This window comes from Streptococcus infantis (genome assembly GCF_047464615.1).
GTDB lineage: Bacteria > Bacillota > Bacilli > Lactobacillales > Streptococcaceae > Streptococcus > Streptococcus infantis_Y.
On sequence record NZ_JASHBO010000018.1, the window covers coordinates 1 to 25539 of the forward strand.

33 protein-coding genes and 2 pseudogenes are annotated in these 25539 nt (G+C 40.2%); 5 read left to right on the forward strand and 30 right to left on the reverse strand.

Annotated features, from left to right (window positions below; translation table 11 throughout):
• The 13 genes and pseudogenes from QM450_RS09420 to QM450_RS09480 form a co-directional block, all read right to left on the reverse strand.
• A pseudogene (locus QM450_RS09420) lies at nucleotides 1–83 on the reverse strand (IS5/IS1182 family transposase); the annotation flags it as partial.
• A 39-nt stretch (nucleotides 84–122) separates the two neighbouring features.
• Nucleotides 123–1490 carry an acetyl-CoA carboxylase biotin carboxylase subunit gene (accC, locus tag QM450_RS09425; RefSeq protein WP_414320418.1) on the reverse strand — a complete coding sequence of 456 codons (1368 nt, stop codon included), beginning with the start codon at nucleotides 1488–1490 and terminating at the stop codon, nucleotides 123–125.
• Between the two features lie 11 nt (nucleotides 1491–1501).
• Entirely contained in the window at nucleotides 1502–1924 is a 423-nt protein-coding gene (fabZ, locus tag QM450_RS09430; protein WP_000565515.1) for a 3-hydroxyacyl-ACP dehydratase FabZ, read from the reverse strand.
• Nucleotides 1921–2361, reverse strand: a complete 441-nt coding sequence (gene accB / locus QM450_RS09435; RefSeq protein ID WP_414320419.1) for an acetyl-CoA carboxylase biotin carboxyl carrier protein — start codon at nucleotides 2359–2361, stop codon at nucleotides 1921–1923. The genes fabZ and accB overlap by 4 nt, the downstream gene beginning before the upstream one ends.
• 2 nt (nucleotides 2362–2363) lie before the next feature.
• Nucleotides 2364–3599, reverse strand: a complete 1236-nt coding sequence (fabF, locus tag QM450_RS09440) for a beta-ketoacyl-ACP synthase II (protein WP_414320420.1) — start codon at nucleotides 3597–3599, stop codon at nucleotides 2364–2366.
• 22 nt (nucleotides 3600–3621) lie between these two features.
• Entirely contained in the window at nucleotides 3622–4356 is a 735-nt protein-coding gene (fabG, locus tag QM450_RS09445) for a 3-oxoacyl-[acyl-carrier-protein] reductase (RefSeq protein WP_414320421.1), read from the reverse strand.
• Between the two features lie 32 nt (nucleotides 4357–4388).
• Nucleotides 4389–5309 (reverse strand): ACP S-malonyltransferase, encoded by a 921-nt coding sequence (fabD, locus tag QM450_RS09450; protein WP_414320422.1) that lies wholly within the window; start codon nucleotides 5307–5309, stop codon nucleotides 4389–4391.
• Nucleotides 5302–6276, reverse strand: a complete 975-nt coding sequence (gene fabK / locus QM450_RS09455; RefSeq protein WP_045763680.1) for an enoyl-[acyl-carrier-protein] reductase FabK — start codon at nucleotides 6274–6276, stop codon at nucleotides 5302–5304. The genes fabD and fabK overlap by 8 nt, the downstream gene beginning before the upstream one ends.
• 116 nt (nucleotides 6277–6392) lie before the next feature.
• Nucleotides 6393–6617 carry an acyl carrier protein gene (locus QM450_RS09460; RefSeq protein WP_060955323.1) on the reverse strand — a complete coding sequence of 75 codons (225 nt, stop codon included), beginning with the start codon at nucleotides 6615–6617 and terminating at the stop codon, nucleotides 6393–6395.
• 56 nt (nucleotides 6618–6673) lie between these two features.
• On the reverse strand, nucleotides 6674–7648 hold the full coding sequence (locus QM450_RS09465) for a beta-ketoacyl-ACP synthase III (RefSeq protein ID WP_414320423.1): 975 nt from the start codon (nucleotides 7646–7648) through the stop codon (nucleotides 6674–6676).
• Entirely contained in the window at nucleotides 7648–8082 is a 435-nt protein-coding gene (locus tag QM450_RS09470) for a MarR family winged helix-turn-helix transcriptional regulator (protein ID WP_075232026.1), read from the reverse strand. Before QM450_RS09470 ends, QM450_RS09465 begins: the two co-directional genes overlap by 1 nt.
• Before the next feature lie 91 nt (nucleotides 8083–8173).
• Nucleotides 8174–8959, reverse strand: coding sequence for an enoyl-CoA hydratase (locus QM450_RS09475; protein ID WP_414320424.1), 786 nt, complete (start codon nucleotides 8957–8959; stop codon nucleotides 8174–8176).
• A gap of 110 nt (nucleotides 8960–9069) precedes the next feature.
• Nucleotides 9070–9630 carry a hypothetical protein gene (locus QM450_RS09480; protein ID WP_414320425.1) on the reverse strand — a complete coding sequence of 187 codons (561 nt, stop codon included), beginning with the start codon at nucleotides 9628–9630 and terminating at the stop codon, nucleotides 9070–9072.
• Between the two features lie 159 nt (nucleotides 9631–9789).
• On the opposite strand from QM450_RS09480, the gene QM450_RS09485 reads away from it, so the two are divergent.
• The 3 genes from QM450_RS09485 (at nucleotide 9790) to serS (ending at nucleotide 13016) form a co-directional block, all read left to right on the forward strand.
• Nucleotides 9790–11154 carry an aspartate kinase gene (locus QM450_RS09485; RefSeq protein ID WP_414320426.1) on the forward strand — a complete coding sequence of 455 codons (1365 nt, stop codon included), beginning with the start codon at nucleotides 9790–9792 and terminating at the stop codon, nucleotides 11152–11154.
• Nucleotides 11155–11156: 2 nt separating this feature from the next.
• Entirely contained in the window at nucleotides 11157–11528 is a 372-nt protein-coding gene (locus QM450_RS09490; RefSeq protein WP_414320427.1) for a DUF956 family protein, read from the forward strand.
• 213 nt (nucleotides 11529–11741) lie between these two features.
• Nucleotides 11742–13016 carry a serine--tRNA ligase gene (gene serS / locus QM450_RS09495; protein WP_000884217.1) on the forward strand — a complete coding sequence of 425 codons (1275 nt, stop codon included), beginning with the start codon at nucleotides 11742–11744 and terminating at the stop codon, nucleotides 13014–13016.
• Here serS and QM450_RS09500 read toward each other — a convergent pair.
• The gene (locus QM450_RS09500) at nucleotides 13006–13236 is read right to left on the reverse strand and encodes a hypothetical protein (RefSeq protein WP_414320428.1); all 231 of its coding nucleotides are present in this window, start codon (nucleotides 13234–13236) and stop codon (nucleotides 13006–13008) included. The two genes, serS and QM450_RS09500, sit on opposite strands and share 11 nt — an antisense overlap.
• Here QM450_RS09500 and QM450_RS09505 point away from each other — a divergent pair.
• Nucleotides 13197–14723, forward strand: a complete 1527-nt coding sequence (locus QM450_RS09505; RefSeq protein ID WP_414320429.1) for an IS1182 family transposase — start codon at nucleotides 13197–13199, stop codon at nucleotides 14721–14723. The genes QM450_RS09500 and QM450_RS09505 overlap by 40 nt on opposite strands.
• 80 nt (nucleotides 14724–14803) lie before the next feature.
• On the opposite strand, the gene groL is transcribed toward QM450_RS09505, so the two are convergent.
• The 7 genes from groL to QM450_RS09540 all read right to left on the reverse strand — a co-directional run bounded on the left by groL (nucleotide 14804) and on the right by QM450_RS09540 (nucleotide 19384).
• On the reverse strand, nucleotides 14804–16423 hold the full coding sequence (gene groL, locus QM450_RS09510; protein ID WP_320692799.1) for a chaperonin GroEL: 1620 nt from the start codon (nucleotides 16421–16423) through the stop codon (nucleotides 14804–14806).
• Nucleotides 16424–16441: 18 nt separating this feature from the next.
• Nucleotides 16442–16723, reverse strand: coding sequence for a co-chaperone GroES (gene groES, locus QM450_RS09515; RefSeq protein WP_414276285.1), 282 nt, complete (start codon nucleotides 16721–16723; stop codon nucleotides 16442–16444).
• Nucleotides 16724–16878: 155 nt separating this feature from the next.
• On the reverse strand, nucleotides 16879–17274 hold the full coding sequence (locus tag QM450_RS09520) for a single-stranded DNA-binding protein (RefSeq protein WP_049527040.1): 396 nt from the start codon (nucleotides 17272–17274) through the stop codon (nucleotides 16879–16881).
• A gap of 74 nt (nucleotides 17275–17348) precedes the next feature.
• Nucleotides 17349–18110: an SDR family NAD(P)-dependent oxidoreductase gene (locus tag QM450_RS09525; protein WP_414320430.1), complete on the reverse strand. Its 762-nt coding sequence runs from the start codon at nucleotides 18108–18110 to the stop codon at nucleotides 17349–17351.
• 29 nt (nucleotides 18111–18139) lie between these two features.
• The gene (gene ytpR / locus QM450_RS09530) at nucleotides 18140–18766 is read right to left on the reverse strand and encodes a YtpR family tRNA-binding protein (RefSeq protein ID WP_414320431.1); all 627 of its coding nucleotides are present in this window, start codon (nucleotides 18764–18766) and stop codon (nucleotides 18140–18142) included.
• 13 nt (nucleotides 18767–18779) lie between these two features.
• Complete coding sequence (locus QM450_RS09535) at nucleotides 18780–19097, reverse strand: thioredoxin family protein (RefSeq protein ID WP_223140595.1); 318 nt, start codon at nucleotides 19095–19097, stop codon at nucleotides 18780–18782.
• On the reverse strand, nucleotides 19094–19384 hold the full coding sequence (locus tag QM450_RS09540) for a DUF4651 domain-containing protein (protein WP_000850670.1): 291 nt from the start codon (nucleotides 19382–19384) through the stop codon (nucleotides 19094–19096). Before QM450_RS09540 ends, QM450_RS09535 begins: the two co-directional genes overlap by 4 nt.
• A gap of 163 nt (nucleotides 19385–19547) precedes the next feature.
• Between QM450_RS09540 and QM450_RS09545 the strand changes: the two genes are divergently transcribed.
• Complete coding sequence (locus tag QM450_RS09545) at nucleotides 19548–19853, forward strand: DUF898 family protein (protein WP_414320432.1); 306 nt, start codon at nucleotides 19548–19550, stop codon at nucleotides 19851–19853.
• A gap of 36 nt (nucleotides 19854–19889) precedes the next feature.
• Here QM450_RS09545 and QM450_RS09550 read toward each other — a convergent pair whose 3' ends face one another.
• The 9 genes and pseudogenes from QM450_RS09550 to QM450_RS09590 all read right to left on the reverse strand — a co-directional run.
• Nucleotides 19890–20144 (reverse strand): DUF1912 family protein, encoded by a 255-nt coding sequence (locus QM450_RS09550; protein WP_049527031.1) that lies wholly within the window; start codon nucleotides 20142–20144, stop codon nucleotides 19890–19892.
• A gap of 9 nt (nucleotides 20145–20153) precedes the next feature.
• Nucleotides 20154–21488, reverse strand: a complete 1335-nt coding sequence (locus QM450_RS09555) for a DUF438 domain-containing protein (protein WP_414320433.1) — start codon at nucleotides 21486–21488, stop codon at nucleotides 20154–20156.
• Nucleotides 21488–21721 carry a DUF1858 domain-containing protein gene (locus QM450_RS09560; RefSeq protein ID WP_000368732.1) on the reverse strand — a complete coding sequence of 78 codons (234 nt, stop codon included), beginning with the start codon at nucleotides 21719–21721 and terminating at the stop codon, nucleotides 21488–21490. The genes QM450_RS09555 and QM450_RS09560 overlap by 1 nt, the downstream gene beginning before the upstream one ends.
• A 327-nt stretch (nucleotides 21722–22048) precedes the next feature.
• Complete coding sequence (locus tag QM450_RS09565; protein WP_414320434.1) at nucleotides 22049–22231, reverse strand: hypothetical protein; 183 nt, start codon at nucleotides 22229–22231, stop codon at nucleotides 22049–22051.
• Nucleotide 22232: 1 nt separating this feature from the next.
• Complete coding sequence (locus tag QM450_RS09570) at nucleotides 22233–23012, reverse strand: hypothetical protein (protein ID WP_414320435.1); 780 nt, start codon at nucleotides 23010–23012, stop codon at nucleotides 22233–22235.
• 194 nt (nucleotides 23013–23206) lie between these two features.
• Entirely contained in the window at nucleotides 23207–24316 is a 1110-nt protein-coding gene (locus QM450_RS09575) for an SPFH domain-containing protein (protein ID WP_414320436.1), read from the reverse strand.
• 10 nt (nucleotides 24317–24326) lie between these two features.
• On the reverse strand, nucleotides 24327–24884 hold the full coding sequence (locus QM450_RS09580; protein ID WP_414320437.1) for a hypothetical protein: 558 nt from the start codon (nucleotides 24882–24884) through the stop codon (nucleotides 24327–24329).
• Nucleotides 24885–24904: 20 nt separating this feature from the next.
• Nucleotides 24905–25396, reverse strand: a complete 492-nt coding sequence (locus tag QM450_RS09585; RefSeq protein ID WP_414320438.1) for a hypothetical protein — start codon at nucleotides 25394–25396, stop codon at nucleotides 24905–24907.
• 21 nt (nucleotides 25397–25417) lie between these two features.
• Nucleotides 25418–25539: pseudogene (locus QM450_RS09590) on the reverse strand (IS630 family transposase); the annotation flags it as partial.

Below are 25539 nucleotides of genomic sequence, written 5' to 3' on the forward strand. Positions count from 1 at the left end.
ATCTCTTCAAAAGTAGTGCGCTGAACACCAACAAGGCGCTTAAAGCGTGCATCAGTTAATAGTTTACTTGATTCATAATTCATAGTTTTATTGTATCATATTTTTATTTCGCAGGAAGTCTATTATTCTTTTTCTTGATAGTGTGGTAAGAAAGTTTCCATCAAGAATGAAGTATCATAGTCCCCTGCTATCACGCGACGATCTGAAATCAGATCAAGTTGGAAATCAGCATTGGTGACGACTCCTTCAATTTCGAGTTCATACAGAGCTCGTTGCATTTTCATGAGTGCATCAAAACGATTTTCACCATGAACAATAATCTTAGCAATCATACTATCATAGTATGGTGGAATGGTATAACCAGGATAGACTGCTGAATCCACACGCAAGCCCACACCACCGCTTGGTAGATACAGATTGGTAATCTTACCTGGACTTGGTGCAAAATTAAATGCTGGGTTTTCCGCATTGATACGGCACTCAATAGCATGTCCTTTTAGAACAATATCTTCTTGCTTCAAGGTCAAAGGTTGACCTGCTGCGATACGGATTTGTTCCTTAACAATATCCACACCTGAAACAAATTCGGTTACTGGATGTTCTACTTGGATACGCGTATTCATCTCCATAAAGTAGAATTTGCCGCTTGCTTCATCTAGTAGGAATTCAATGGTACCAGCATTTTCATAGCCTACAGACTCCGCTGCACGAACTGCAGCTGCACCAATTTCATTACGAAGGGTTTTTCCAATAGCAATCGAAGGACTTTCTTCTAAAACCTTTTGGTTATTCCGTTGGAGAGAACAATCTCGCTCACCTAGGTGAATAACATGTCCCATTTGATCGGCAAGAATCTGTACTTCAATATGGCGAGCAGGATAGATCACACGCTCAAGGTACATAGCTCCATTACCAAAGTTGGCTTTGGCTTCACTAGAGGCTGTTTCAAAGGCTGACACGAGATCTTCTGCTTTTTCAACCTTACGAATCCCTTTTCCACCACCTCCAGCTGAAGCTTTCAGCATAACTGGATAACCAATTTTTTCGGCAATAGAGAGGGTCTCTTCTGCTGTATGGACTTCTCCATCTGATCCTGGAATGACAGGTACGTTTGCCTTAATCATTTGAGCACGGGCGTTAATTTTATCTCCCATGATATCCATGACACGAGCTGATGGTCCGATAAATTTGATCCCAACTTCTTCACACATGGTTGCAAACTTGGAATTTTCACTTAAAAAACCAAATCCAGGGTGAATAGCTTCAGCTTCAGTCAAGACCGCAGCTGATAGGATGGCATTGATGTTCAGATAAGATTCTGTAGCCTTCCCAGGGCCGATACAGATAGCCTCATCAGCCAAAAGCGTGTGGAGAGCTTCCTTGTCAGCAGTCGAATAGACAGCGACTGTTGCAATTCCTAATTCTCGTGCCGCACGAATAATACGAACAGCAATTTCACCACGATTGGCAATTAAAATCTTACGAAACATGGAAAACCTCCCTAGTTTCCAATAGCAAAGGTCAGAGTACCGCTTGCTGCAAGCTTACCATCTACTTCTGCCTTCGCTTCTACTACGGCGATTGTGCCACGACGTTTGACAAAAGTTGCTGTCATGACAAGCTGATCACCAGGAACAACTTGTTTCTTAAACTTAACCTTGTCCATACCAGCGTAGAAGACCAGCTTCCCTTTGTTCTCAGGCTTTGATAATTCCAAAACACCTGCTGTCTGAGCCAAGGCTTCCATAATGAGGACTCCAGGCATAACTGGGTATTGAGGAAAATGACCATTGAAGAAAGGTTCGTTAATCGTCACATTTTTAATGGCAACAATGGTATCTTCGCTAACTTCCAAGACACGATCCACCAAGAGCATGGGATAACGGTGTGGCAAAGCTTCTTTAATTCCTTGAATATCAATCATTTGATACGTACCAAGCCTTTCCCAAACTCAACCATTTCTTCATTTTCAACTAGAATTTCTGTTACAACACCATCTTTAGGTGCTGGAATTTCATTCATGATCTTCATGGCTTCGATGATGACCAAGGTTTGGCCTTTTTTAACAGTATCACCGACTGAAACAAAATTAGATTTGTCTGGTCCGGCAGCCAAGTAAGCAACTCCGACAAGTGGACTTTCTACAAGGTCCTCCTCAGCTACAGATTCACTAGCACTTGATTCTGAAACTACTTCTACAGCTGGTGTAGTTTGAGCTTGAGGTGCTTGACTTGCTTCTGCAACAAGTTTCGCTTCATTCTTACTGAAGACCAACTCATCCGTTCCATTCTTATAAGAAAATTCTTTCAAGCTTGACTGGTCAAATTGTGCCATCAAGTCTTTGATTTCATTTAAATTCATCTTTACTTATTCTCCCAACGTTTGAAAACAAGGACTGCATTATGCCCACCAAATCCAAAGGTATTTGAGATAGCATATGGAATTTCACACTCCAATCCCTGTCTATAGATAACGTTCGCTTCGATATAGTCTGATAATTCTTTCGTTCCGGCTGTCATTGGAACATAGCTATGACGAATAGCTTCAATAGTAGCAATGGCTTCAACAGCCCCTGCTGCTCCCAGCAAATGACCTGTGAAGGATTTGGTTGAAGAAACTGGAACATCCTTACCTAGAACAGATACAATGGCACCACTTTCTCCTTTTTCATTGGCAGGAGTCGAGGTTCCATGAGCATTGACATAGGCTACTTGGTCTGGTGTAATCTCAGCTTCTTCCAAGGCTAATTTGATGGCCTTAATAGCTCCTTGACCTTCTGGATGTGGTGAAGTCATATGGTAGGCATCACAAGTATTTCCGTAACCAACAACTTCAGCTAGGATAGTTGCACCGCGTTTTTCAGCATGCTCTAGACTTTCAAGAACCAACATACCTGATCCTTCACCCATGACAAATCCATTACGGTCTTTGTCAAATGGAATAGAGGCACGACTTGGATCCTCTGTTGTTGAAAGAGCTGTCAAGGCTTGGAAACCTGCAATGGCAAATGGAGTGATAGAAGCCTCAGAACCACCAACTAGCATAACATCTTGGTAACCAAACTTGATGGAACGAAAGGCATCCCCAATTGCATCATTTGAAGAAGCACAAGCAGTATTGATAGATTTACAAACACCGTTTGCTCCAAAACGCATAGCAACATTTCCTGATGCCATATTTGGTAAAGCTTTTGGAAGTGTCAATGGTTTTACACGTTTTGGTCCCTTATCATGAAGTCGAAGCACTTGATTTTCGATTTCCTTGATTCCACCGATACCTGAAGCAACGATGACACCAAAGCGGTCTCTATCAAGAGTCTCTACATCAAGATTAGCATTGTTCACTGCTTCTTGTGCTGCATATAGTGCATATAAAGAATAAGCATCAAAACGGTTGATATCTTTTTTTACAAAATATTTGTCAAAAGGAAAATCCTGGATTTCTGCCGCATTATGCACCGCAAATTCACTATGATCAAACTTGGTGATTTCACCAATTCCGATTTTTCCAATTGTCAAACTATTCCAAAATTCTTCTGGTGTATTTCCGATTGGAGATGTCACTCCATAACCTGTCACTACTACTCGATTCAGTTTCATTCTTCTACCTCTATTTTAACTCTTATTGCATGGTTAGTCCACCATCAATTGCAATTACTTGTCCTGTTAGATAATCTTGGGTAGCCAGAAAGGCTGTCACATCAGCAACCTGCTCTGCTTGTCCAAACTGTTTCATCGGAATTTGTGCCAACATGGCATCTTTGACCTTATCAGATAGAACTGCGGTCATATCCGATTCAATCATCCCTGGCGCAATAGCATTTACTCTCACATTACGATTAGCAACCTCACGCGCTACAGACTTAGTAAAACCAATCAAACCAGCCTTGGAAGCAGCGTAGTTGGCTTGACCGATATTTCCCATCAGACCAACAACACTAGACATATTGATGATAGCACCTTCGCGAGCTTTTATCATCGGTTTCAAGACTGATTGTGTCATATTGAAGGCACCTGTCAAATTGACTTTTAAAACCTTCTCAAAATCTTCTTCTGTCATCTTAAGCAGGAGAGTATCTTGAGTAATCCCAGCATTATTCACTAGGACATCAACTGAACCCAGCTCTTCAATGGCTTGGTCTACCATACGTTTTGCGTCCGCAAAATCAGAAACGTCACCAGAAATAGCAAGGACCTTCACCCCGTATGGTTTAAATTCAGCAAGAAGCTCCTCGGAGATTTCACCACGACTATTCAAGACAACATTGGCTCCCAAGCTGGCAAATTTATGAGCAATGGCAAGACCAATTCCTCGACTTGAGCCTGTAATAAAGACATTTTTATTTTCTAGTTTCATGTTTCTCCTTTCAGAACTTCTACCATTTTGGTCTAATTTTCTAAGAGTGCTTGTAAGCTTGCTTGATCTTCCACATTAGAAAGTTGAGCTGTTTTATCAATCTTTTTGACAAATCCTGACAAAACTTTACCAGGTCCAATCTCGATAAAACGAGTGACACCCGCTTCTTGCATAAGAGCAATACTTTCATAAAAACACACCGGTTCCTTAACTTGACGAGTTAAGAGTTCTGCAATTCGTTCTTTTTCCATGACCTTCGCTTCTGTATTACCAACAAGTGGACAAGCAAAGTCGGAAAATTCAACTTCTGTAAGGGCTTGAGCTAATTTTTGACTAGCAGGTTCCAATAAAGCTGTATGGAAAGGTCCAGAAACATTTAGCGGAATTAAGCGTTTTGCTCCCGCTTCTTGCAAGAGTTCAACTGCACGATCTACTGCAGCTACCTCCCCACCAATAACAATTTGACTCGGCGTATTGTAGTTAGCTGGAGTTACAACACCAAGTTGAGAAGCTTCTTGACAAGCTTTTTCGATAACTTCAACTGGTGTATTTAGCACAGCTACCATTTTCCCTGATCCTGCTGGTGCTGCTTCTTCCATATAAGACCCACGTTTAGCAACTAGAGCCACTGCATCTTTGAAATTCAAGGCACCACTAGCTACAAGGGCAGAGTATTCTCCAAGAGACAAACCTGCCACCATATCAGGCTGGTAACCTTTTTCCTTTAGTAGTCGGTAAATAGCAACGGATGTAGCTAAAATAGCTGGTTGCGTGTAACGAGTCTGATGTAGCTTCGTTTCATCGTTATCAATCAAGTCACGAAGGTCATAACCTAAGACTTGGCTAGCTTGATCGATTGTTTCCTTGACGATAGCATATTGGTCGTATAGCTCACGTCCCATTCCAAGGTACTGGGCTCCTTGACCTGCAAATAGAAAGGCTGTTTTAGTCATTTCTTGTAACTCCTGCCCAACGAGCAGCTTCTGCTTGAATCTTTTCAGCTGCACCGTAGTAAATATCTTTTAAGATTTCTTCAACAGTTTCTTCTTTAGATACCAAACCTGCAATCTGGCCGGCCATCACTGAACCGCCATCCACATCCCCATGGACAACTGCTTTAGCTAAGGCTCCTGCGCCCATCTGCTCAAAAATTTCTAAATCTGGATTTTCTTGTTTAAAGGCATCTTTTTCAGCTTGCTCGAAATCACGAGTCAATTTGTTTTTAATGGCACGAACTGCGTGTCCAAAATGTTGTGCCGAAATCGTTGTATCAATATCACGAGCTTTTAAAATTTTAGCTTTATAGTTTGGATGGGCATTTGATTCTTTAGCAACTACAAAACGAGTTCCTACTTGCACAGCCTCTGCACCAAGCATAAAGCCAGCAGCAGCTCCTTCACCGTCTGCAATACCACCAGCAGCGATAACAGGAATAGAAACAGCAGCTGCAACTTGACGAACCAAGGTCATAGTTGTTAGTTTACCAATGTGTCCACCTGCTTCCATACCTTCTGCAATAACAGCGTCTGCGCCGATTTTTTCCATGCGTTTAGCCAAAGCAACACTTGGAACTACAGGAATAACGGTAATTCCCGCTTCATGGAATCGCTCCATGTATTTACTTGGGTTTCCTGCGCCAGTTGTGACTACCTTAACCCCTTCTTCAATGACGAGGTCAACAATATCATCAACAAATGGAGACAGAAGCATAATGTTGACACCAAAAGGCTTATCTGTTAAAGATTTAATCTTATCGATATTAGCCTTAACCACTTCTTTAGGAGCATTTCCTCCACCGATGATACCTAGACCACCTGCTTTTGAAACAGCTCCAGCAAGGTCACCATCTGCAACCCAGGCCATTCCACCTTGGAAGATAGGATATTTAATATTCAATAATTCTGTAATACGTGTTTTCATAGTGCCTCCATATGCCTTGCTTACGTAATAGTTCGACTACATTATAATTTGACAGTCAAACTATTACCTAAACAAGAGGGAGCGGGTTCCCCCTACTCCTTCTTCATTTATTTTAATTATTTTGTTTGCTCTTCAACGTAAGCAACCAAGTCACCAACTGTTTTTAAGTTGTCTTCTGCTTCGATTTGGATATCAAAAGCATCTTCGATTTCTGAGATTACTTGGAACAAGTCTAATGAATCTGCTTCCAAATCATCAAAAGTAGATTCAAGTGTTACTTCTGACGCGTCTTTTCCAAGTTCTTCAACGATAATTTCTTGTACTTTTTCAAATACTGCCATGATAGACTCCTTTAAAATAAATAGTTTTTATAAAAATGTGTTTACCACATCATTACCTAAATTGTAACAACAAGCGTGCCCCATGTCAAACCTCCACCGAAGCCTGACAAGAGTATTTTTTGGCTACCATCCAAACGGATTAAGCCTTCTTCTACACACTCTGAAAGCAAAATCGGAATACTTGCCGCACTAGTATTGCCATACTTGGTCATATTTGCGGGAAGCTTATCACGATCTACACCGATCTTTCTAGCCATTTTATCTAGAATGCGGATATTAGCTTGGTGAAGCAGGAGATAATCTAGTTCTTCTGCCGACAGAGAACTCTCTTCTATGGTATTTTTTATAGACTTAGCAACATCTCGAATCGCAAAATCAAAAACTGCTCGGCCGTCCATTCTCAAGAAAGCATCCGGATTTTCTTGAACTGAAAATGGTGACGTCAAGCCTGTCTGCCCATAGGTCAAGCACTCACTACGTGAACCATCGCTATTGAGACTCTCCGCTAGGAAATGTTGCTTATCGCTTGCTTCTAACAAGACGCCACCAGCTCCATCTCCAAATAGGACAGCTGTTGAACGATCTGTCCAGTCCAAGGTTTTGGACATAGTTTCACTACCGATAACTAGACCCTTACGATAAGCTCCTGAAGAGATAAACTTCTCTGCAGTTGAAAGGGCAAAGGTGAAACCACTACAAGCGGCGGTTAGATCAAATGCAAAGGCCTTACGAGCACCTATACGAGCCTGTACACGTGCTGCAGTAGAAGGCATCATTGAGTCAGGTGTCATCGTAGCTAGGATGATGAAATCCAACTCTTCAGCAGAAATCCCTGACTTCTCTAGAAGTTGTTTTGCAACTGCCGTTGCCAAATCTCCAGTTGATTCTGTCTTAGAAATGCGACGTTCCTTAATCCCAGTTCGACTTGAAATCCATTCATCACTCGTATCCATAACCTGAGCCAAATCTCCATTTGTGACAATCTGCTCTGGAACATAATGAGCAACCTGGCTTATTTTCGCAAAAGCCATTATTTCAAATCCTCCAAAAATTGATAAAGATTGGTCAAACCTTTACTCATGACATCCATTTCCTCTGGGCTCATGCCTTCGATGATCCTTTCGACCATGGCCTTGTGAAAACGTCTATGGAGCCGATGTACCAAGCGACCTTTCTTTGTCAAATGCAGATGTACTACACGACGATCCTGATCTGATCGCAAGCGCTCGATATAACCTTTTCGTTCCAAGTTGTTTAAGCTAGTTGTCACGGTTCCTAGAGTTACCATCAACTCTTTGGACACTTGACTTGGAGTCACATCTGGAAACTTGCCAATCACATCAATCGTGTGCATTTCCTTGATGGAGATATCCTTGAAACGACTACCTCTCAAACTCACTTCCTCAATCACCAGGACGTTATTAAAAATAGATGTTAAATAGTCATTGATCCGTTGGTAGTCCAATTTTCTTCCCTCCCTCATCAAAAAAGTTTAACTATCAAAACATTTGACAAAAAAAGTATATCAAACTTCAAAGAATTGCGCAAGTATTTTATTATTTCCCCAAAAATTTTGGACGTCTTCTTTCAGAATGTGCACGAACACCTTCTTTGAAATCCTCCGTATAAGATAGGGATTTTTGCAATTCCAATTCTAGCTGTGCGTACTCATGCCACTGCTTAAACTCGCTCTCCCAGACTAACTTCTTAACAGCGGCATAGGAGTTAGAAGAACCTCTTCTCAACTTCTTCAACAATTGTTCTCTTGTCTTTTCCAGTTGATCACTAGCACACAGACGATAGACAGCTCCAGCTTCAAGTGCTTTTTCTGCTGTGAAAGCTTCGCCAGTCATAGCTAATTGCGTTGCCCGAATCGCACCAAGTGATCGTGTCAGCAAGAATAAACCTCCCGCGTCTGGAGCCAATCCCACACCTACAAAGGCCTGAATGAATTTAGCCTTGTCAGAAGCAATACAGAAATCAACTGCCAAAGCCATATTAGCCGCCGCCCCAGCAACTGCTCCATCCACCTCCATAATGACTGGTTTAGGAATTTGTTTAATCTTATAGGAAATCGTATTTACCAACTCCGCGATTTGGGTGAGGGAGGCAATATCATCCTCATCTACAGCACGTTTCATTTCTACTAGATCGCCCCCAACAGAGAAGACTTTGTCGGTAGCATTGATGAGAATATAGGAAACAGCACTATCTTTTTCAGCTAATTCTAAGGCTTCTAAAATTTCCTGACACATAGGAATATGAAAACCATTTGCTACCTCGGGACGATTCAGAGTAAGCATCGCTAGATCGTCTTGAACTTGATAGATAATATGATTCATGGCCACTCCTTTTACACTACAACGATATTTAAATTATTTTATTTTCAAATTATATCTTTTTCCGGCTTTTTAAACAAGAGAAAAATCGACCGAAAGTGTCTCGGCCGATTTTAAAACCTTAGTTTGGTCTCAAAAAATACAGGAAAACCAGTACTTGTATCATCCATGAAATCATAAATGACTTCAAGCATCCGCCCTCCTTCTCTCTGATAGAGCTGTTCTTTGTTGAATCCTTTATGGTAGAATTCTCCTGAAATCATGTAAAAAACACGATTTGGATCTTCTAGGTAGGCAAAAAGATTCCCTGTAAAAGGAGTTTCCTTATCCCCGTCCTTGTTAACCAGACTTATGGCTAAGAGTTTCGTGATTCCTCTAAATTGTCCACTTTCATCTGTTCGACAATAAAACTTGATTCTAACTTCATAGTTAGGATTGACAATAATCTTTTCAGAGAGAATTCGATAGGTCCTTGCCTTACTATCTGACAAGCCGATAGATAAGATAATTTTAGCCCTCTCAACTGATATCTGACCTTCCTGAGCATATTCTATCGCTAATTCTTCTCCGGTCAAACGACCACTGGGAAGAGGTTGAGAACTTGCTCCGATATTTGTAGGAATCATCACGAAGGTAAGGACTAGTAAGATTAAACAAACTACTCTTTTAATCATCTTCCCCCAACTCCTTTCATTAGAAGAGTCTTTCCTCCTACACCTTTATTATAAGCTTTTCTGATGAGACATTCAAACAATTATATAGGAAATTTTCCAGATTGAAAAAAGCCCCTCTTTCTGCTATAATCGTATAAAATACTTACTTTAGGAGTTCTTATGAAGGTTGTTAAATTTGGTGGAAGCTCGCTTGCCTCTGCTAGCCAATTAGAAAAAGTTTTAAATATTGTCAAAAGTGACCCAGAACGTCGTTTTGTGGTTGTATCTGCCCCTGGTAAACGCAATTCTGAAGATACTAAGGTTACAGATGCCTTGATTAAATACTACCGCGACTATGTAGCTGGAAATGACATTAGCAAAAGCCAAAACTGGATTATTGATCGCTATGCTGCTATGGTTAGCGAATTAGGTCTTAAACCAGCCGTTTTAGACAAAATTTCAAAAAGCATTCGCTCTCTAGCTACTCTTCCAATTGAAGATAATAAGTTTCTTTACGATACCTTTCTAGCAGCTGGAGAAAATAACAATGCAAAATTGATTGCAGCCTACTTTAACCAAAATGGCTTGGAGGCGCGTTATGTCCATCCTAGAGAAGCTGGTATCGTCGTTACGAGCGAACCTGGAAATGCGCGAATCATCCCATCAAGTTATGATAAAATCGAAGAATTGACAAATTCAACTGAAGTTCTTGTTATCCCTGGTTTCTTCGGTGTTACGAAAGAAGATCAGATTTGTACCTTCTCACGTGGGGGATCCGATATCACTGGTTCAATCATCGCTGCAGGTGTTAAGGCTGACCTTTATGAAAACTTCACTGATGTTGACGGAATTTTTGCTGCCCATCCTGGTATTATCCATAAACCACACTCTATCCCTGAATTGACCTACCGTGAAATGCGTGAATTGGCTTATGCAGGTTTCTCTGTCCTTCATGACGAAGCCCTTCTTCCTGCCTACCGTGGTAAAATTCCTCTCGTTATCAAAAATACTAACAATCCTGACCATCCAGGTACCCGAATTGTTCTCAAACATAGCAGTGATAAATTCCCAGTAGTGGGGATTGCTGGGGATTCTGGCTTTGTCAGCATTAATATGTCTAAGTACCTGATGAACCGCGAAGTTGGTTTTGGTCGTAAAGTGCTTCAAATTCTAGAAGACCTGAATATTGGTTGGGAACATATGCCAACTGGTATCGATGACCTATCTATCATTTTACGTTCACGAGAATTAACTCCTATCAAAGAAGAAGAAATCCTTCGTCAATTAGTCCAAAAAGCAGAGGTAGACCACGCTGAAATCGAACACGACCTCTCTATCATTATGATTGTTGGGGAAAAAATGAAGCGTCATATCGGGGTAACTGCTACAGCCACTCGTGCCTTATCTGAGAACAACATCAACATCCAAATGATGTCACAAGGCTCTAGTGAAGTTTCTATCATGTTTGTTGTCCATAAAGACCAAGAAAAAGCCGCCCTTAAAGCTCTCTACCAAGCATTTTTCGGTGAAAATAAGGAAGACTAAACATGGCACAATCCCTCAACAAGGTCGTCGACTTGCAAACAACTGGAACTTCCTATCTCTCCATTACAGGAAAGGTTGGAAAATTTCTGGTTGGAGATCATGCGCTAGAATTTTACTCAGATCGTAATGTCGAGGACTATATTCAAATCCCTTGGTCCAGCATTAATCAAATCGGAGCCAATGTTTCAGGCCGCAAGGTTAGTCGTCATTTTGAAATCTTTACAGATCAAGGAAAATTCCTCTTTGCCTCAAAAGACTCTGGAAAAATTCTTAAAATAGCTCGTGAAAAACTGGGAAATGACAAGGTAGTCAAACTTCCTACCTTAGTCCAAATCATTGGTCGAAAAATTAAAAATCTATTTGCAAAAAAATAGAAAGTTTAGTATAATCATAGAAACGGATAAGTAGGTTACTTCCTCCTTTCAGAAAGTCTGCGGGTGCTGCGAGCAGATAGAAGATTTAATTGAAATTCTACCGTTGTTTTAAATCAAATACAGAATCAAGTGCACACCTGTGAAGTTGGATGGAACCGTGGCCCTGCCACTCCAACGCTTTGTCAGGTGTGCTTTTTTCATAAAGGAGTTTATATGTTAGATATCAAACGTATTCGTACAGACTTTGATGCTGTCGCAGAAAAACTAGCTACACGTGGTGTAGATGCTGCTATCTTGAACGAGATGAAAGAAATCGATGCCAAACGACGTGACATCTTGGTTAAGGTTGAAACCCTCAAGGCTGAACGTAACACAGTTTCTGCTGAGATTGCCCAAGCTAAACGTAACAAGGAAAATGCAGACGACAAGATTGCAGCTATGCAAACCCTTTCTGCCGAGGTAAAAGCTCTTGATGCAGAATTGGCTGAAATCGATGCGAAATTGACTGAATTTACTACTACACTTCCAAATATCCCAGCTGATAGCGTGCCTATCGGTGCAGACGAAGATGATAATGTAGAAGTTCGCCGTTGGGGAACTCCTCGCGAGTTCGACTTTGAACCAAAAGCTCACTGGGATCTAGGTGAAGATCTTGGTATTCTTGACTGGGAACGTGGTGGGAAGGTAACTGGAGCGCGCTTCCTCTTCTATAAAGGACTTGGGGCTCGTTTGGAACGTGCTATCTACAACTTCATGTTGGATGAGCATGGAAAAGAAGGTTACACTGAAGTCATCACACCTTACATGGTTAACCATGATTCTATGTTCGGTACAGGACAATATCCAAAATTCAAAGAAGATACATTTGAATTGAAAGATACGAACTACGTCCTCATTCCTACAGCTGAAGTTCCTCTGACCAACTACTACCGTGATGAAATTCTTGATGGAAAAGACTTGCCAATCTACTTTACTGCTATGAGCCCATCATTCCGTTCTGAAGCTGGTTCAGCTGGTCGTGATACTCGTGGTTTGATTCGTTTACACCAATTCCACAAGGTAGAAATGGTGAAATTTGCCAAACCTGAAGAGTCATACGAAGAACTAGAAAAGATGACAGCCAACGCTGAAAACATCCTTCAAAAACTCAACCTTCCATATCGCGTAGTTGCTCTTTCTACAGGAGACATGGGCTTCTCAGCTGCTAAGACTTATGACTTGGAAGTATGGATCCCTGCGCAAAACACATATCGTGAAATCTCAAGCTGTTCAAATACAGAAGATTTCCAAGCTCGTCGTGCCCAAATCCGTTACCGTGATGAAGCCGATGGTAAGGTTAAACTTCTTCATACTTTGAATGGTTCTGGACTTGCTGTTGGACGTACAGTCGCTGCTATCCTTGAAAACTATCAAAACGAAGATGGTTCTGTGACCATTCCAGAAGTTCTTCGTCCATACATGGGTGGAGCTGAAGTTATCAAACCATAATTAAATAAATGTAAAAAGAGGAGGCTGAGCTTCCTCTTTTTGAGTAATTCAAAAGAAGAGTCTGGGACAATAGTCTCTTGTCTCCAAAAAAAGCAACGGATTTGCCGTTGCTTTTTTGCATGGTTGCGATAGTCTTGGTAAAATAGAATTGCTTAATAAACCATTTAGAAAGGCTATCCCATGCATATTCACTATAACACAAATCAAACAACTTTACCACTAGAAATCAGTTCTTTCTTACCACAAGATCATCTCGTCTTTACTATTGAAAAAGTGGTGAATACCTTGGAGGATAGTCACTTCCACGCCTTCTATCATGCCTTTGGTCGCCCGTCTTATCACCCTAAAATGCTTGTATCTGCTCTTCTATTTGCCTATTCACAAGGGATTTTCTCTGGTCGAAAAATTGAAAAAATGATGATTGAAAATCTGGCTATGCAGTACCTAACAGGACAGTTGGTTGTTAGCTATCGCACTATCAATCGTTTTCGTGTAGCTGAAGGGATGGAAGAACTCATTCGTGCTCTTTTCATCGACCTCAATCTTCGTTTAAAAATGGAAGAGTTAGTAACCTTAGATTGTTTGTTTATTGACGGAACTAAGATTGAAGCCAATGCCAACAAGTATAGTTTCGTGTGGAAAAAAGCGACAGAGAAATTCTCCGCCAAACTTCAAGAACAGATACAGGTCTATTTTCAAGAAGAAATCACTCCCCTTATTCATCAAGCTATCGAACTGGATACACAAGAGCCTATCTCCTCAGAGCAGTTGCTTGCATTCGCTCAAATCCTTGAAGAAGAATTGGAAAAACTGAACCAGGACATTGAGGAGACACCTGTTAAAGGAAAGGACGAACGTAAAACCCAACGTCGTAAACTCAAGAAAGTCTTGCGTAAAGTCAAGGAGGATTTTTCAGTACGTGCTGAAAAATATGAGAACTATCAAGAAACTTTTGAAGGGCGTAACAGCTTTTCCAAAACAGATACAGACGCCACTTTTATGCGGATGAAGGAAGACCATATGAAAAATGGGCAACTCAAAGCTGCTTATAATCTTCAAATCGCTACTGAAAACCAATTTGTTCTTCACTATGATGTCTTCTCAAATCCGACAGACACCAAGACTCTTCTACCCTTACTTGAAACCTATCCGCATGATGTAAAGACAGTTGTCGCAGACGCTGGATATGGAAGTGAAGAGAATCTCCTTCGTTTAGATGAAAAGCGGGTAAACCATCTGATTAAATATGCCATGTTTGATAAGGAACAAAAGAGAGGGTATAAACAGTCAGCTAAAAACTTAGCGAATTGGCACTATGATGACAAGGAGGATAGCTACACACATCCTGATGGCTGGTGTTATCGTTTTCACCATATCAAACATCAGAAGACACAGACAGACTTTCAACAGGAAATAAAGGTTTACTATGCTGATGAACCTGGATCAGCCCCTCAAAAGGGACTGTATATTAATGAACGCTATCAAAACTTGAAAGCTAAAGAATGTCAAGCGCTTTTATCTCCTGAAGGTAGACAGATTTTCGCTCAACGCAAGATTGATGTGGAACCTGTCTTTGGGCAGATAAAGACTTGTTTGGGTTACAAGAGATGTAATCTGAGAGGGAAGCGTCAAGTAAGAATTGACATGGGATTGGTATTTATGGCCAATAACCTCCTAAAATACAATAAGAGAACGAATCAAAATTAAAAAGCTAGAGTTCCGAAATTGGAAATCTCTAGCTTTTTTTGTGGTCGAGAACTATTTTGTCCCAGTCTCTTTTTAATTTCTTAGTAGCCACCCATCATAGATGGATCCATAGCTGGCGCTGGTGCAGCGGGTTCTGGTTTGTTAGCTACAACTGCTTCTGTTGTCAAGATGAGACTTGCTACTGAAGCAGCGTTTTGAAGGGCTGAACGACTTACTTTAACAGGATCGATGATTCCTGCTTCAATCATATTGACCCACTCACCTGTTGCAGCATTGAAACCTGTTCCAAGCTCTGCATTTTTCAAACGATCAATAACAATTGAACCTTCATAACCTGCATTATAAGCGATTTGGCGTACAGGTTCTTCCAAGGCACGAAGAACAATGTTACGTCCTGTTGCTTCATCACCTTCTAACTCCAAGGTCGCAACAGCAGAGATAACATTAACAAGGGCAGTACCACCACCTGCAACGATACCTTCTTCAACAGCTGCGCGAGTCGCATTGAGAGCGTCTTCGATGCGGAGTTTCATTTCTTTCAATTCTGTTTCTGTTGCAGCACCAACCTTGATAACTGCTACCCCACCTGACAACTTAGCCAAGCGTTCTTGGAGTTTTTCACGGTCAAATTCTGAAGTTGTTGTTTCAATTTGTGATTTGATGACAGCAACACGGTTAGCAATTGCTTCAGGATTACCTGCACCTTCTACAATGACTGTACTATCTTTATCAACAGACACTTTAGCTGCTTGACCAAGTGCTTCAATGGTAGCATCTTTCAATTCAAGACCAAGATCTTCTGTGATAACAGTTCCGCCTGTCAAAATGGCAATATCTTCCAGCATAGCCTTACGACGATCACCAAATCCAGGCGCCTTAACAGCAACGACGTTGAAGGTTCCACGAATTTTGTTCAAAACAAGAGTTGGAAGAGCTTCACCGTCAACATCGTCTGCAATAATCAAAAGTGGACGACTGCTTTGAAGAATGCTTTCTAGAAGTGGCAAGATTTCTTGGATATTTGAAATCTTCTTATCTGTAATCAAAATGTATGGATTTTCAAGGTCTGCAACCATTTTTTCATTGTCAGTGACCATGTACTGTGATAGATAACCACGGTCAAATTGCATTCCTTCTACAACTTCAAGCTCTGTTTCCATCCCACGTGATTCTTCAATGGTGATGACTCCATCCTTGCCAACTTTTTCCATGGCTTCAGAGATGTACTCACCAACTTTTTCAGAACGAGATGAGACAGCAGCAACCTGCGCGATAGCTTCTTTGTTGGCGACAGGAATAGCATTGTTCTTCAAGGCTTCTACAGCAGTTGCAACTGCTGCTTCAATCCCACGACGGATACCGATTGGGTTTGCGCCAGCCGTAACGTTTTTGATCCCTTCACGAACAATGGCCTGAGTCAATACTGTTGCAGTAGTTGTCCCGTCACCAGCGATATCATTGGTTTTAGAAGCCACTTCTGACACCAATTTGGCACCCATATTTTCAAAATGGTCTTCTAACTCGATTTCTTTGGCGATTGTTACACCGTCGTTGGTGATCAATGGAGAACCAAATGATTTTTCAAGCACAACGTTACGACCTTTAGGCCCCAAGGTTACTTTAACAGTATCAGCTAGGATATCAACACCACGAACCATAGCTGAACGTGCATCAGATGAAAATTTAATGTCTTTTGCCATACTTACTTTCTCCTTCTATTATTCCACGATTGCCAAGATATTTGCTTCACCTACGATGATATACTTTTCATCACCATCTTTGACATCAATACCTGCATGAGCTTCCACTAAAACCTGATCTCCAACTTTTACACTTGGAGCGACTAACTCACCGCTCAAGGTACGAACACCTTGTCCAGTAGCCACTACAGTAGCTGTTTTTGTTTTTTCTTGAGATGTTCCTGCTAGGACAAAGCCTCCGACAGTTTGTTCTTTTTCTTCAATTTTTAAGACCACACGGTCTCCTAATGGTTTCAACATTTGTTTTCCTCCATAACATAATCATATTGTTAGCACTCTTTATACATGAGTGCTAAACCATAGTTCTATTGTATCACTTGGTCAAAAATAGTCAAGAAAAAAGTCTGATTTATAGCACAAAAAGAGTTGGAGAAAATTCTCAAACTCTTGTCATTTTAGAATGGAAGTTCCTCTTCTTCCAAGACCAAATCTGCTAAGTCTTGTCCAGCATTATTTTCACGCATAGCACGTTGGGCGCGACTTTCTAAGAGTTGGAAGCCCGTACAGAGAACTTCTGTTACATAGTTGGTCTGTCCATTTTTCTCGAAGCGACGGGTACGTAGTTCCCCATCCACAGAAATGAGACTGCCTTTGCTTCCATAACTCGCCAAAGTTTCAGCAAGTTTGCCCCAGACTACAATATTGATGAAGTCTGCTTCACGTTCCCCGTTTTGGTCTTTGTAACGACGATTCACTGCGATAGTTGCTCGTGCAACGGACTTGTCATTGTTGGTTTTGTGCAATTCTGGTGTTGCCACGATTCTTCCAATAAGAATAATTTTATTAAACATTTTTTCATCCTCCTACTTATCTATTCGAAGGAAATCAAAAAAAGTTACAAAATTTGTAACTTTTTTAAATAATGTTAATCTCTGTGAATCATAAATCCAGTTGCTTGTTGATTGGCCATGATGGTCATATCTGTGATTTGCACACGACGAGGTTGGCTGGTCACATAAACCACAGCATCTGCGATATCTTGTGCCTGCAAAGCTTCGAGTCCCTGATAGACCGTTGCAGCCCGTGCCTCATCTCCATGGAAACGGACCTTAGAAAAGTCAGTCTCTACAATACCAGGCTGAATAGTTGTCACCTTGATATCCGTTGCGATGGTATCAATCCGTAGTCCATCTGAAAAGGTTTTGACTGCAGCCTTGGTTGCTGAATAGACTGCTGCACCAGCGTAAGCGTAAATACCTGCGGTTGAACCCATATTAATGATATGGCCTTGATTTGCAGTCACCATAGAAGGCAAGAGACAACGAGTGACTGCCATCAAGCCCTTGACATTGGTATCCAGCATGGTCAGCATATCCAACTCTTCATAGTCCTGATAGGGAGCTAAACCAAGAGCCAGTCCAGCGTTATTAACTAAAATATCAATTGAACCTACTGCTTCAAGAATTTCTGAACAAACAGTTTTAACCATTGTCATATCGGTCACATCAAGGGGAAAGGTCCAAACTTTTTGATTTGGAAAGGCTTCTGCGAACTCAGTTTTGAGAGCTTCAAGTCTTTCTCTTCGACGCCCCGTGAGAACGATATTCTCACCTTTTTCTAGATAGGCACGCGCAATTGCTTCACCGATGCCTGATGTTGCACCTGTAATCACTACATTTTTTGCCATCTTACTTTCTCCTATCTAACTTAACAAATTTAAGCTGTCCAGTGTTTAGACGGATCGAATGGAGTTCCAACAACTTGGTCTTCTGACAATTCAATGACACCACGTTTTTGTGGAGCATTTGGCAAGGCAAGTTCACGAGGACTGCACATCATCCCAAAACTCTTTTCACCACGAAGTTCCCCTGGGAAAATGAGATTGCCTTTTGGCATCATAGCTCCCGGAAGAGCTACAATGGTTTTCAAACCAAGACGCGCATTTGGAGCACCTGCCACGATTTGCACTGTCTTATCATTTCCAACAGCAACTTGACAGATGTTCAAGTGATCACTATCTGGATGTGCCACCATCTCTACAATTTCACCAACGACAAATTTCGGTTCCTTGTCATTGATAATCTCTTCGGTAAAATCTTGAGCTTGCAATTCTTGGTTCAAACAAGCTACTTGGTCGTCTGTCAAGAATACTTGACCACGTTCCTCAATTTCGAATAAGCTAGAAACTTCAAAAATATTCCAAGCAACAGTTTCACCTGTTTCCTTTAGGAAAACACGCGCCACATTGCCTTTACGTTCAACATCTAGTTTGGCATCGCCACTGTTTTTCACGATGACCATAAGGACATCACCAACATGTTCTTTGTTATATGTAAAAATCATTCTTTCTTTTCTCCTATTTTAATCCTGCTAAAAAGTCGTTAATTTGTGCCTTGGTTTTACGATCACGATTGACAAAGCGTCCAATCTCCTTGTCCTTATCTAAGACAACAAGACTTGGAATCCCGTAAACATCCCAAAGTTTGGCTAAGTCCATGTACTCATCACGGTCTACTCGTATAAAGGTAAACTCTGGATTTGACTCTTCAATCTCTGGCAAAGAAGGGTAGATATAACGACAATCACCACACCAATCCGCAACAAAAAGGAAGACCTTCTTGCCATCCTGCTCTACTAGATTTGCTAGTTCTTCCAAACTATGAGGAATTATCATAAGACTTCCTCCTCATAGATAAGATCTTCATCTTCATAGACAAAGGTATAGTGACGACCATCCTCAAAAATGACACCACCAACGAGACGCTCTAAGCTACTTTCGTAGACTTGGACATAGAGTGTCGCAATTTCACCCATCTCTGAAAAGGAGTCACGCACAATAGCGGTCAACTCTTCCTGCGTTTTCATGAGTTTGTGGTCATCGGCTACTTTCTTAGCTCCGAAAGCAAGTGCTCCGAGGCCTACTAATGCCAAACCTGTTTTAATGATATTTTTCGTTTTCATGCTAACATTGTAACACAAAAAGATAAGTAGGACAAATCGTGAATGCTATTTTCGTTTGAACTATAGTGCCTTATTTCAAGAAATATTGACTCCTATCTCCTCCTATGCTACAATACCACAAAATAACGATTTACTTATCCATAAAATTCTAAGGAGACTCTATATGAACAAAGAAAGTTATTTTGACGGTGGATTACTCAGCTTTATCGGGCACTCGATTGTCGCTTTTTTCATCATTGCCTTAACTCTAGGAATTGCCACACCTTGGGCCGTTTGTTTTGTGCAAGATTGGAAAGTCCGACATACTGTCATCGATGGTCAACGTTTATATTTTGATGGAACTGGCGCCCAGTTATTTGGAAATTGGATCAAATGGTTCTTACTGACGATTATCACTCTTGGAATCTATTCATTTTGGTTAAAAATAAAAACAGAACAATGGATTACCAAGCATACCCATCATATGTAAAAAGTGCGGTTTATAGACCACACTTTTTTATAGCTCTTAATAATGTCTCTCACCAAATAAACCTTCCGGCAAATCATGGAAATCCTTGCCTGCCTTGAAATTTTCAAATTTGCCTAGCAAGAACTGGTAGGCATCCAAGCGACTTTCATAGCGAATCATGGCATCTTTAGCACGCTCATCTTGATCTTCTTCATAGACCTTTTGGCTTTCCTTGAGCGCCATATCGTTAATCATGATTTGGGTATTAACCCAAGCTTCAAATTCTTTCATAAATTCTTGTTCGTAACTCATTGTTTCTCCTTATTCTAATCCACGGAAATAGTCTGTATCAATCTCACGGTAAGGCTGGATATCCTGAACATACTCCAATACACCTTGAAATTCTCCATTTTCATCGTGTACTGCAGCATAGGTGATATGGACAAACTTACCTCGTGACTCGGACTTGAACCACATCTCGTACTTGTCCTTGACCCCGTCACGAAGAACTTTCATAATGGTCTTTACCTTATCAAGGTACTTGGGTGGGTGACAAAGCTCAACATTTCGCCCTACTTGAGAAGGTGTCCGCTTGAAAATCATTTCATCTGCTGGCGTATTGTCATTGTAATACTGGAAAATATCATCCTTATTAACAAAGGTAATTTCCATTGGCAGATGGTTGAGAATAAGATTAGCCTGCTCGACTGACAGATAGCCATTACCAAAAGCCTGTTGACTATGGCGATCTACTACCGCTTCCTTTTCCTTAGGTGTGAAGGTGATAGTAAACTGACCTTCTGGCGTGTCGATAACCTTCTGAACTTGGTCTTCTACAGTTTCTGGCTGACTTGGCTCTTCTACACTTTTCTTCTCAACAAAGCTTTTACGTTCAGGAACCCATTTCTCAGACGGACGGATAATGGCATAGCCATAAGCATCACTTTCCTCGGCAATCTGAATCCAGTCATCCTGGGTAAAGGATTCGAGTAGAATCATGAGGAGGATGGATTCTTCCTTAAAAATCATACTCTCAAATTCTGTCGCAAAAGCTTCAAAATCTGCCTTTACAGTGCTAATAGACACTTCTGGTAGGGACTTGGCTGTCGTCAAGGCTTTTTGAAAGAGTTCCCTGATTTGGTCATCCACTCCCCACATGACTTTTGGTGGCGAATCATGTCCATAACGTTCCATGATAGGAAAGAAGAGTTCTTCCTTGCGCTGGTAGTGACGGTCAAACTGACCTACAAGTCCCATCTGGCGAACCAAACCCTTACGCATCTCCGCAAGCATTTCCTCATCCTCCATAGACTCATACGTGTCTAACAGTCTACGAACACGAATCAAGGCAGCACGGAGGGCTAGATTTTCATCCTTAAAAACACGGACAGGATGACCTGGATGGTCGGTATCTTCAACTTCAACACCCCTAACAGCATTTTTAAAGAGATTGGCATGGACATCACAAAGCTCCATGACATCTTCAAAGGTCACACCTGAGTCAGAGTTCATCAACTCGTGCTCCATGAGAGAAATCTCGATAGCTGATACACCTGTAAAGGTTTCATCAAAGCGTTCCTGAACGGATTCAGGGGAGGCTCCATTATGCAATTCTAATAAAATATCCCGTAGGACATGAATTCGTTCATCTGCCATTAGTCTAATCCAATCACTTCGTAACCATTTGCTTCCAGTGTGCGTACAATCTTGTCCATAGGAGTTCCCTCCAGCTTAGACCCCTGTTTGAGCGATACTTTTCGTCCGACTGTATTTCGCATCAAGGGATTTGCAAGAGGTTTAAAACCAAGTTCTACTAGGATATCCAAAACTTCTGGATGCTTGTCCACCACTTCTGCAACAGGAATAGATACATCAATGATATTGTCCATCATAACCTCCATCATATTCTCTAACAGTTTTTTCTTTTTTATTATACCACAAGGGCAAAGATTAAAAAACTAGCAGTAGAAGACTTGCTAGTTTATTTCGTATCACTTCATTATTTCTAAATATATAGATTCTTCCTAGTAAATATCCCAAAGTCTTAATGTATCTTTAGTATTATCATTAAAGAAGTTTGAAAAACCAGTCTATGATTTTGAAAAGAATCTTATAGAACAGTAATTGGAAGGCGAAAGAGATTAGGAACCAGAGTATTTTTATCAGACCAACAATTGGTGTTATAAAAAGAAGAGTAAAGAACCTCCAAAAAGATTTCATTCTTTATCCTCCGGCTTCATCAACCAAGTAGCTGTATCCATAAGCTTATCTACGAGAAGTAATTTCGCCAAACTAACTACTGTGTTTTCATCTTTTTTTATGGTTTCTGCAACTTTTAAAGCTTGCCTTGTAAGAAGATAATTACCGTAGGTTTTGGCCAGTACTGTTATGATCCCCATGTCATTCTCCTTCGATGATTTCAACCTCTTTTTGGATAGTAGCAACATCTCTTTGATATTGTGCTTCATCGTAGTTAATCAATTTGGACAATTCTTTTTGCAATCTTTCTCCCATGGGTTTCATGGTCGCAAAAGTTAAGCCTCCTGATATGACTCCACCTAAAATAGGAATAACTTTCCCCATCCCCTTAGCCAATCCTCCCTTGGTCAGATTCACTCCAAAGATTTTCAGAACTTTTTCCAAAATTGGATACCAAAGAGTCTTTGTCAAAGCCTTTTTGTTCACAATTTTCATCACTTGCTTAGCAACTGTAACACCACCAGAACGAAGTAGAGCGCCCGCACCATTTACTCCCAACATCACTCCCAGATAGAGCAAGAGGGTATTTTTAGCTTCTTCGCTCAGCTCATTTCGCGAAGCCCAAAGATCATCATAGCCGTAAATATAGCCTAGCTCCTGGGCTAGTTTTAATGAAAATGCGTAAAACTGGGCTACATCTGTCGGAATTGTAACCGCCATGGCAATACCTCCAGGCAAACCTGCCAAAACAGAGGTCCCACTTGCCAGTAAAACATTATCTTTAATACAGGCATTAGCCACTCGATCTAAGGTTTCCTGAGATAATAAAGCTGTCGGCCCTTCTTCCAATAATCTAGGAATATCCTTTGAAGCCACTTTCTTAGAGAATTTATCCATTAAAAATTTTGACCGGTTCACTTTGACGACAGGAAGTTTTACTACCTGTTGCAACACTTGCATCGCCACATCTTCTTTAGCCATCTCTATCTCCAATTTTCATTCATATCAAGCTTTATCTTATCATATTTATAGAATAAATGATATTTTCAAGATTTATTTTCTTGATTTCTGCTCATATAATCTGAATAGACAATGACCGACTTATAGCCACAAAAAAGAGGGTTGCCCCTCTTTCTTCTTAGTTCTTATCCAGATTGCGTAGCATCTCGTCAATCTTATAAGTCCATAATTTCTTTTTTCTTTCGATCAAACTCTTCCTGAGATAATATATCTGCATCTAAAAGTGATTTGAGTTTAGTTAGAACTTCGATTTGCTCATCAAAAGATAAACTTGGTTTAGTTGCTTTTTCATCTAACTGTTGTGCCATATTCATACCAAAAATCATCCCCGCACCATCTCCTAGCCCATGTTGTTCGATTCCTGATGCGACTTTTTGTTGTGCAGCAATATTAGAAGCTTTCTGCGATACATCATCAAAAGCCTTTAAATTCATCTTATTTGATGAAAAGTTCTTAACTAATTCCTTAGATTCTGGTGAGAATTCTATATTAGCAATCGCAACTTTTATAATCTCAAACCCAAAACGATCTTTCCAAGTACCAGCATACTGTTCATCATTCGATACTTGTTTTGCAAGTACTGATGCTTGTGATGGTAGTTGTGAGATACGATAAGTTGTTGATAACGAATTAAGGGCAACGGTAAAGGATTGAAGAAATTCCGTGACTATCTGAGCCCTTGCTTGAGTACTATCAAAGCTATAGTAGGTCACATTTGCAGGAAGGAAATTTTTTACAAACTTGATAGCGTCCGTAATTTGAATAGAAAAAGTTCCAAAAGCGCGTACTTCTAAGTCTGTTCCATAAAACAAGTCGTTATACATAACCGGACCACGAGTACCAAACCTAATATCGCGAATTTCTCTCAAATTGACAAAACAAATCTGTTTTTGCTGATCACTTTGTCCGCCAAATCCAACACGATTAACAACATTATCAAACAGTGATTTTTTTAGCCCATCACCATTAAAAACACTACTCTCCCCATTTTGATATTCATATCCACCTGGTTCAGTGATAATTTCTTCTATTCCAGACTGACTAAAAATAAAAGCAGCAGTATTTTCAGGAATAAATATCTTAGACCCATTTGAAATGACACCTATAGACCCCTGACTATTAACTCCTCTACCATTATTACTGACTTGAAGAACACCCGGGCTTACAGCTGTATGTTCATCAAAAGCCTGAACTGTAATAATCTCCTTCCATTGATCTGCAAAAGTACCACTAATTGAATCTGTAAATGCTTTAATTATTCCCATATTTCATCTCCTACAAGGTCTGTTCCATATCACAAAAACTACATTTGACAGTTTGTTTTACGGTTCCAGACAGAGGAGCTCCACAAAAACTGCATTTAGTAGATAGTTTCTCTGGTTCTGCATCCTTAATGCCAAGCCCTACTTTGAAAGTGTCAAACGTATCTTTTAGAGTCTCTGCCAAAATTTCTACACCAAATAAGCTATTATCACCCAAGGTTGCAAAGTTGCTTGTATCACCAGAGATTAATTTAATAATATTCGTTGCCCACTTTTCAGTATCCTTAGTATTAGAGAATGAGAAGATAACTTGTCCACCATTATAATAGATTTCTAATCGTTTCATACCATTGGATTTCGTAACTGAAACTTGTGGTTTCCCCTCAAAAACCTTAATTTGGTTAATTGGTATAGTAGTTTGATCTTTTTTTCCTCCAAAAATACCTTTTTTAATATGTATCAAGTGTAGATTTGTTAAAATTAATTCATCTGTAGACAAACCATTTTTCCCAAAACTCACATGATCACTATTCATAACCATGTATTCATGAGGTAACAATTGATAGACCATCCCGAACTCCATTCTTCTTATTAAAGACTAGCTTTCCATTGTTCTACTTGATCGTGTAGAGAATCACGATATTCCTTTAAAAACTTAATTATTTCCTCTTTTCCTTGAATAGGTGCTTTCTTCAATGGACCATATTGTTTTTTCTGTTCTTCCATTTCTTTTTTAGTACTATCTTTTAATTCTTGGATAGAAGCACTATCTTCTAAAACAGTTCCCTTAAAGGCTTCATCTGCTTCGGTATAGTAATTATTAACAATTTTCTCATACATAGTCAAATAATCTTCATAAGTTTTGATAGATTCAATTGTCTCATCACTGACATCTTGTGGATTAAAGTCACTAGAACCTAATTTATCTTTTGCTTTATCTAAAAATCCTTTTTTCCCAGAACTTTCCGTTTTACTATCACTAGATGAATTACTTGTTTTTTCAGACAGAGAACTACAAGCAACTAGAGTAGAAACAGACAGACATAGTAAAGCTAAACGACAAACTTTTTTTACATTATTCATTAATAGAATCTCCTTTTATAGTCAATTGAAACAAGAACAGGACAAAAGAGCCTCGTAAAAAGTATTGCAACTTGGTAATACCTTTTTGAGGTGCTTTTTGATATGAGCCCATGTTTTCTCAATAGGATTGTACTCAGGTGAGT

What these genes read in the sequence shown, in the direction of transcription:
- accC (WP_414320418.1), bottom strand. Translation starts at nt 1,490, where the DNA reads ATGTTTCGTAAGATTTTAATTGCCAATCGTGGTGAAATTGCTGTTCGT.
- fabZ (WP_000565515.1), bottom strand. Translation starts at nt 1,924, where the DNA reads ATGATTGATATTCAAGGAATTAAAGAAGCTTTGCCACACCGTTATCCC.
- accB (WP_414320419.1), bottom strand. Translation starts at nt 2,361, where the DNA reads ATGAATTTAAATGAAATCAAAGACTTGATGGCACAATTTGACCAGTCA.
- fabF (WP_414320420.1), bottom strand. Translation starts at nt 3,599, where the DNA reads ATGAAACTGAATCGAGTAGTAGTGACAGGTTATGGAGTGACATCTCCA.
- fabG (WP_414320421.1), bottom strand. Translation starts at nt 4,356, where the DNA reads ATGAAACTAGAAAATAAAAATGTCTTTATTACAGGCTCAAGTCGAGGA.
- fabD (WP_414320422.1), bottom strand. Translation starts at nt 5,309, where the DNA reads ATGACTAAAACAGCCTTTCTATTTGCAGGTCAAGGAGCCCAGTACCTT.
- fabK (WP_045763680.1), bottom strand. Translation starts at nt 6,276, where the DNA reads ATGAAAACACGTATTACAGAATTATTGAATATTAAATATCCTATCTTC.
- QM450_RS09460 (WP_060955323.1), bottom strand. Translation starts at nt 6,617, where the DNA reads ATGGCAGTATTTGAAAAAGTACAAGAAATTATCGTTGAAGAACTTGGA.
- QM450_RS09465 (WP_414320423.1), bottom strand. Translation starts at nt 7,648, where the DNA reads ATGGCTTTTGCGAAAATAAGCCAGGTTGCTCATTATGTTCCAGAGCAG.
- QM450_RS09475 (WP_414320424.1), bottom strand. Translation starts at nt 8,959, where the DNA reads ATGAATCATATTATCTATCAAGTTCAAGACGATCTAGCGATGCTTACT.
- QM450_RS09480 (WP_414320425.1), bottom strand. Translation starts at nt 9,630, where the DNA reads ATGATTAAAAGAGTAGTTTGTTTAATCTTACTAGTCCTTACCTTCGTG.
- QM450_RS09485 (WP_414320426.1), top strand. Translation starts at nt 9,790, where the DNA reads ATGAAGGTTGTTAAATTTGGTGGAAGCTCGCTTGCCTCTGCTAGCCAA.
- QM450_RS09490 (WP_414320427.1), top strand. Translation starts at nt 11,157, where the DNA reads ATGGCACAATCCCTCAACAAGGTCGTCGACTTGCAAACAACTGGAACT.
- serS (WP_000884217.1), top strand. Translation starts at nt 11,742, where the DNA reads ATGTTAGATATCAAACGTATTCGTACAGACTTTGATGCTGTCGCAGAA.
- QM450_RS09505 (WP_414320429.1), top strand. Translation starts at nt 13,197, where the DNA reads ATGCATATTCACTATAACACAAATCAAACAACTTTACCACTAGAAATC.
- groL (WP_320692799.1), bottom strand. Translation starts at nt 16,423, where the DNA reads ATGGCAAAAGACATTAAATTTTCATCTGATGCACGTTCAGCTATGGTT.
- groES (WP_414276285.1), bottom strand. Translation starts at nt 16,723, where the DNA reads ATGTTGAAACCATTAGGAGACCGTGTGGTCTTAAAAATTGAAGAAAAA.
- QM450_RS09520 (WP_049527040.1), bottom strand. Translation starts at nt 17,274, where the DNA reads ATGTTTAATAAAATTATTCTTATTGGAAGAATCGTGGCAACACCAGAA.
- QM450_RS09525 (WP_414320430.1), bottom strand. Translation starts at nt 18,110, where the DNA reads ATGGCAAAAAATGTAGTGATTACAGGTGCAACATCAGGCATCGGTGAA.
- ytpR (WP_414320431.1), bottom strand. Translation starts at nt 18,766, where the DNA reads ATGATTTTTACATATAACAAAGAACATGTTGGTGATGTCCTTATGGTC.
- QM450_RS09535 (WP_223140595.1), bottom strand. Translation starts at nt 19,097, where the DNA reads ATGATAATTCCTCATAGTTTGGAAGAACTAGCAAATCTAGTAGAGCAG.
- QM450_RS09540 (WP_000850670.1), bottom strand. Translation starts at nt 19,384, where the DNA reads ATGAAAACGAAAAATATCATTAAAACAGGTTTGGCATTAGTAGGCCTC.
- QM450_RS09545 (WP_414320432.1), top strand. Translation starts at nt 19,548, where the DNA reads ATGAACAAAGAAAGTTATTTTGACGGTGGATTACTCAGCTTTATCGGG.
- QM450_RS09550 (WP_049527031.1), bottom strand. Translation starts at nt 20,144, where the DNA reads ATGAGTTACGAACAAGAATTTATGAAAGAATTTGAAGCTTGGGTTAAT.
- QM450_RS09555 (WP_414320433.1), bottom strand. Translation starts at nt 21,488, where the DNA reads ATGGCAGATGAACGAATTCATGTCCTACGGGATATTTTATTAGAATTG.
- QM450_RS09560 (WP_000368732.1), bottom strand. Translation starts at nt 21,721, where the DNA reads ATGGACAATATCATTGATGTATCTATTCCTGTTGCAGAAGTGGTGGAC.
- QM450_RS09565 (WP_414320434.1), bottom strand. Translation starts at nt 22,231, where the DNA reads ATGGGGATCATAACAGTACTGGCCAAAACCTACGGTAATTATCTTCTT.
- QM450_RS09570 (WP_414320435.1), bottom strand. Translation starts at nt 23,012, where the DNA reads ATGGCTAAAGAAGATGTGGCGATGCAAGTGTTGCAACAGGTAGTAAAA.
- QM450_RS09575 (WP_414320436.1), bottom strand. Translation starts at nt 24,316, where the DNA reads ATGGGAATAATTAAAGCATTTACAGATTCAATTAGTGGTACTTTTGCA.
- QM450_RS09580 (WP_414320437.1), bottom strand. Translation starts at nt 24,884, where the DNA reads ATGGTCTATCAATTGTTACCTCATGAATACATGGTTATGAATAGTGAT.
- QM450_RS09585 (WP_414320438.1), bottom strand. Translation starts at nt 25,396, where the DNA reads ATGAATAATGTAAAAAAAGTTTGTCGTTTAGCTTTACTATGTCTGTCT.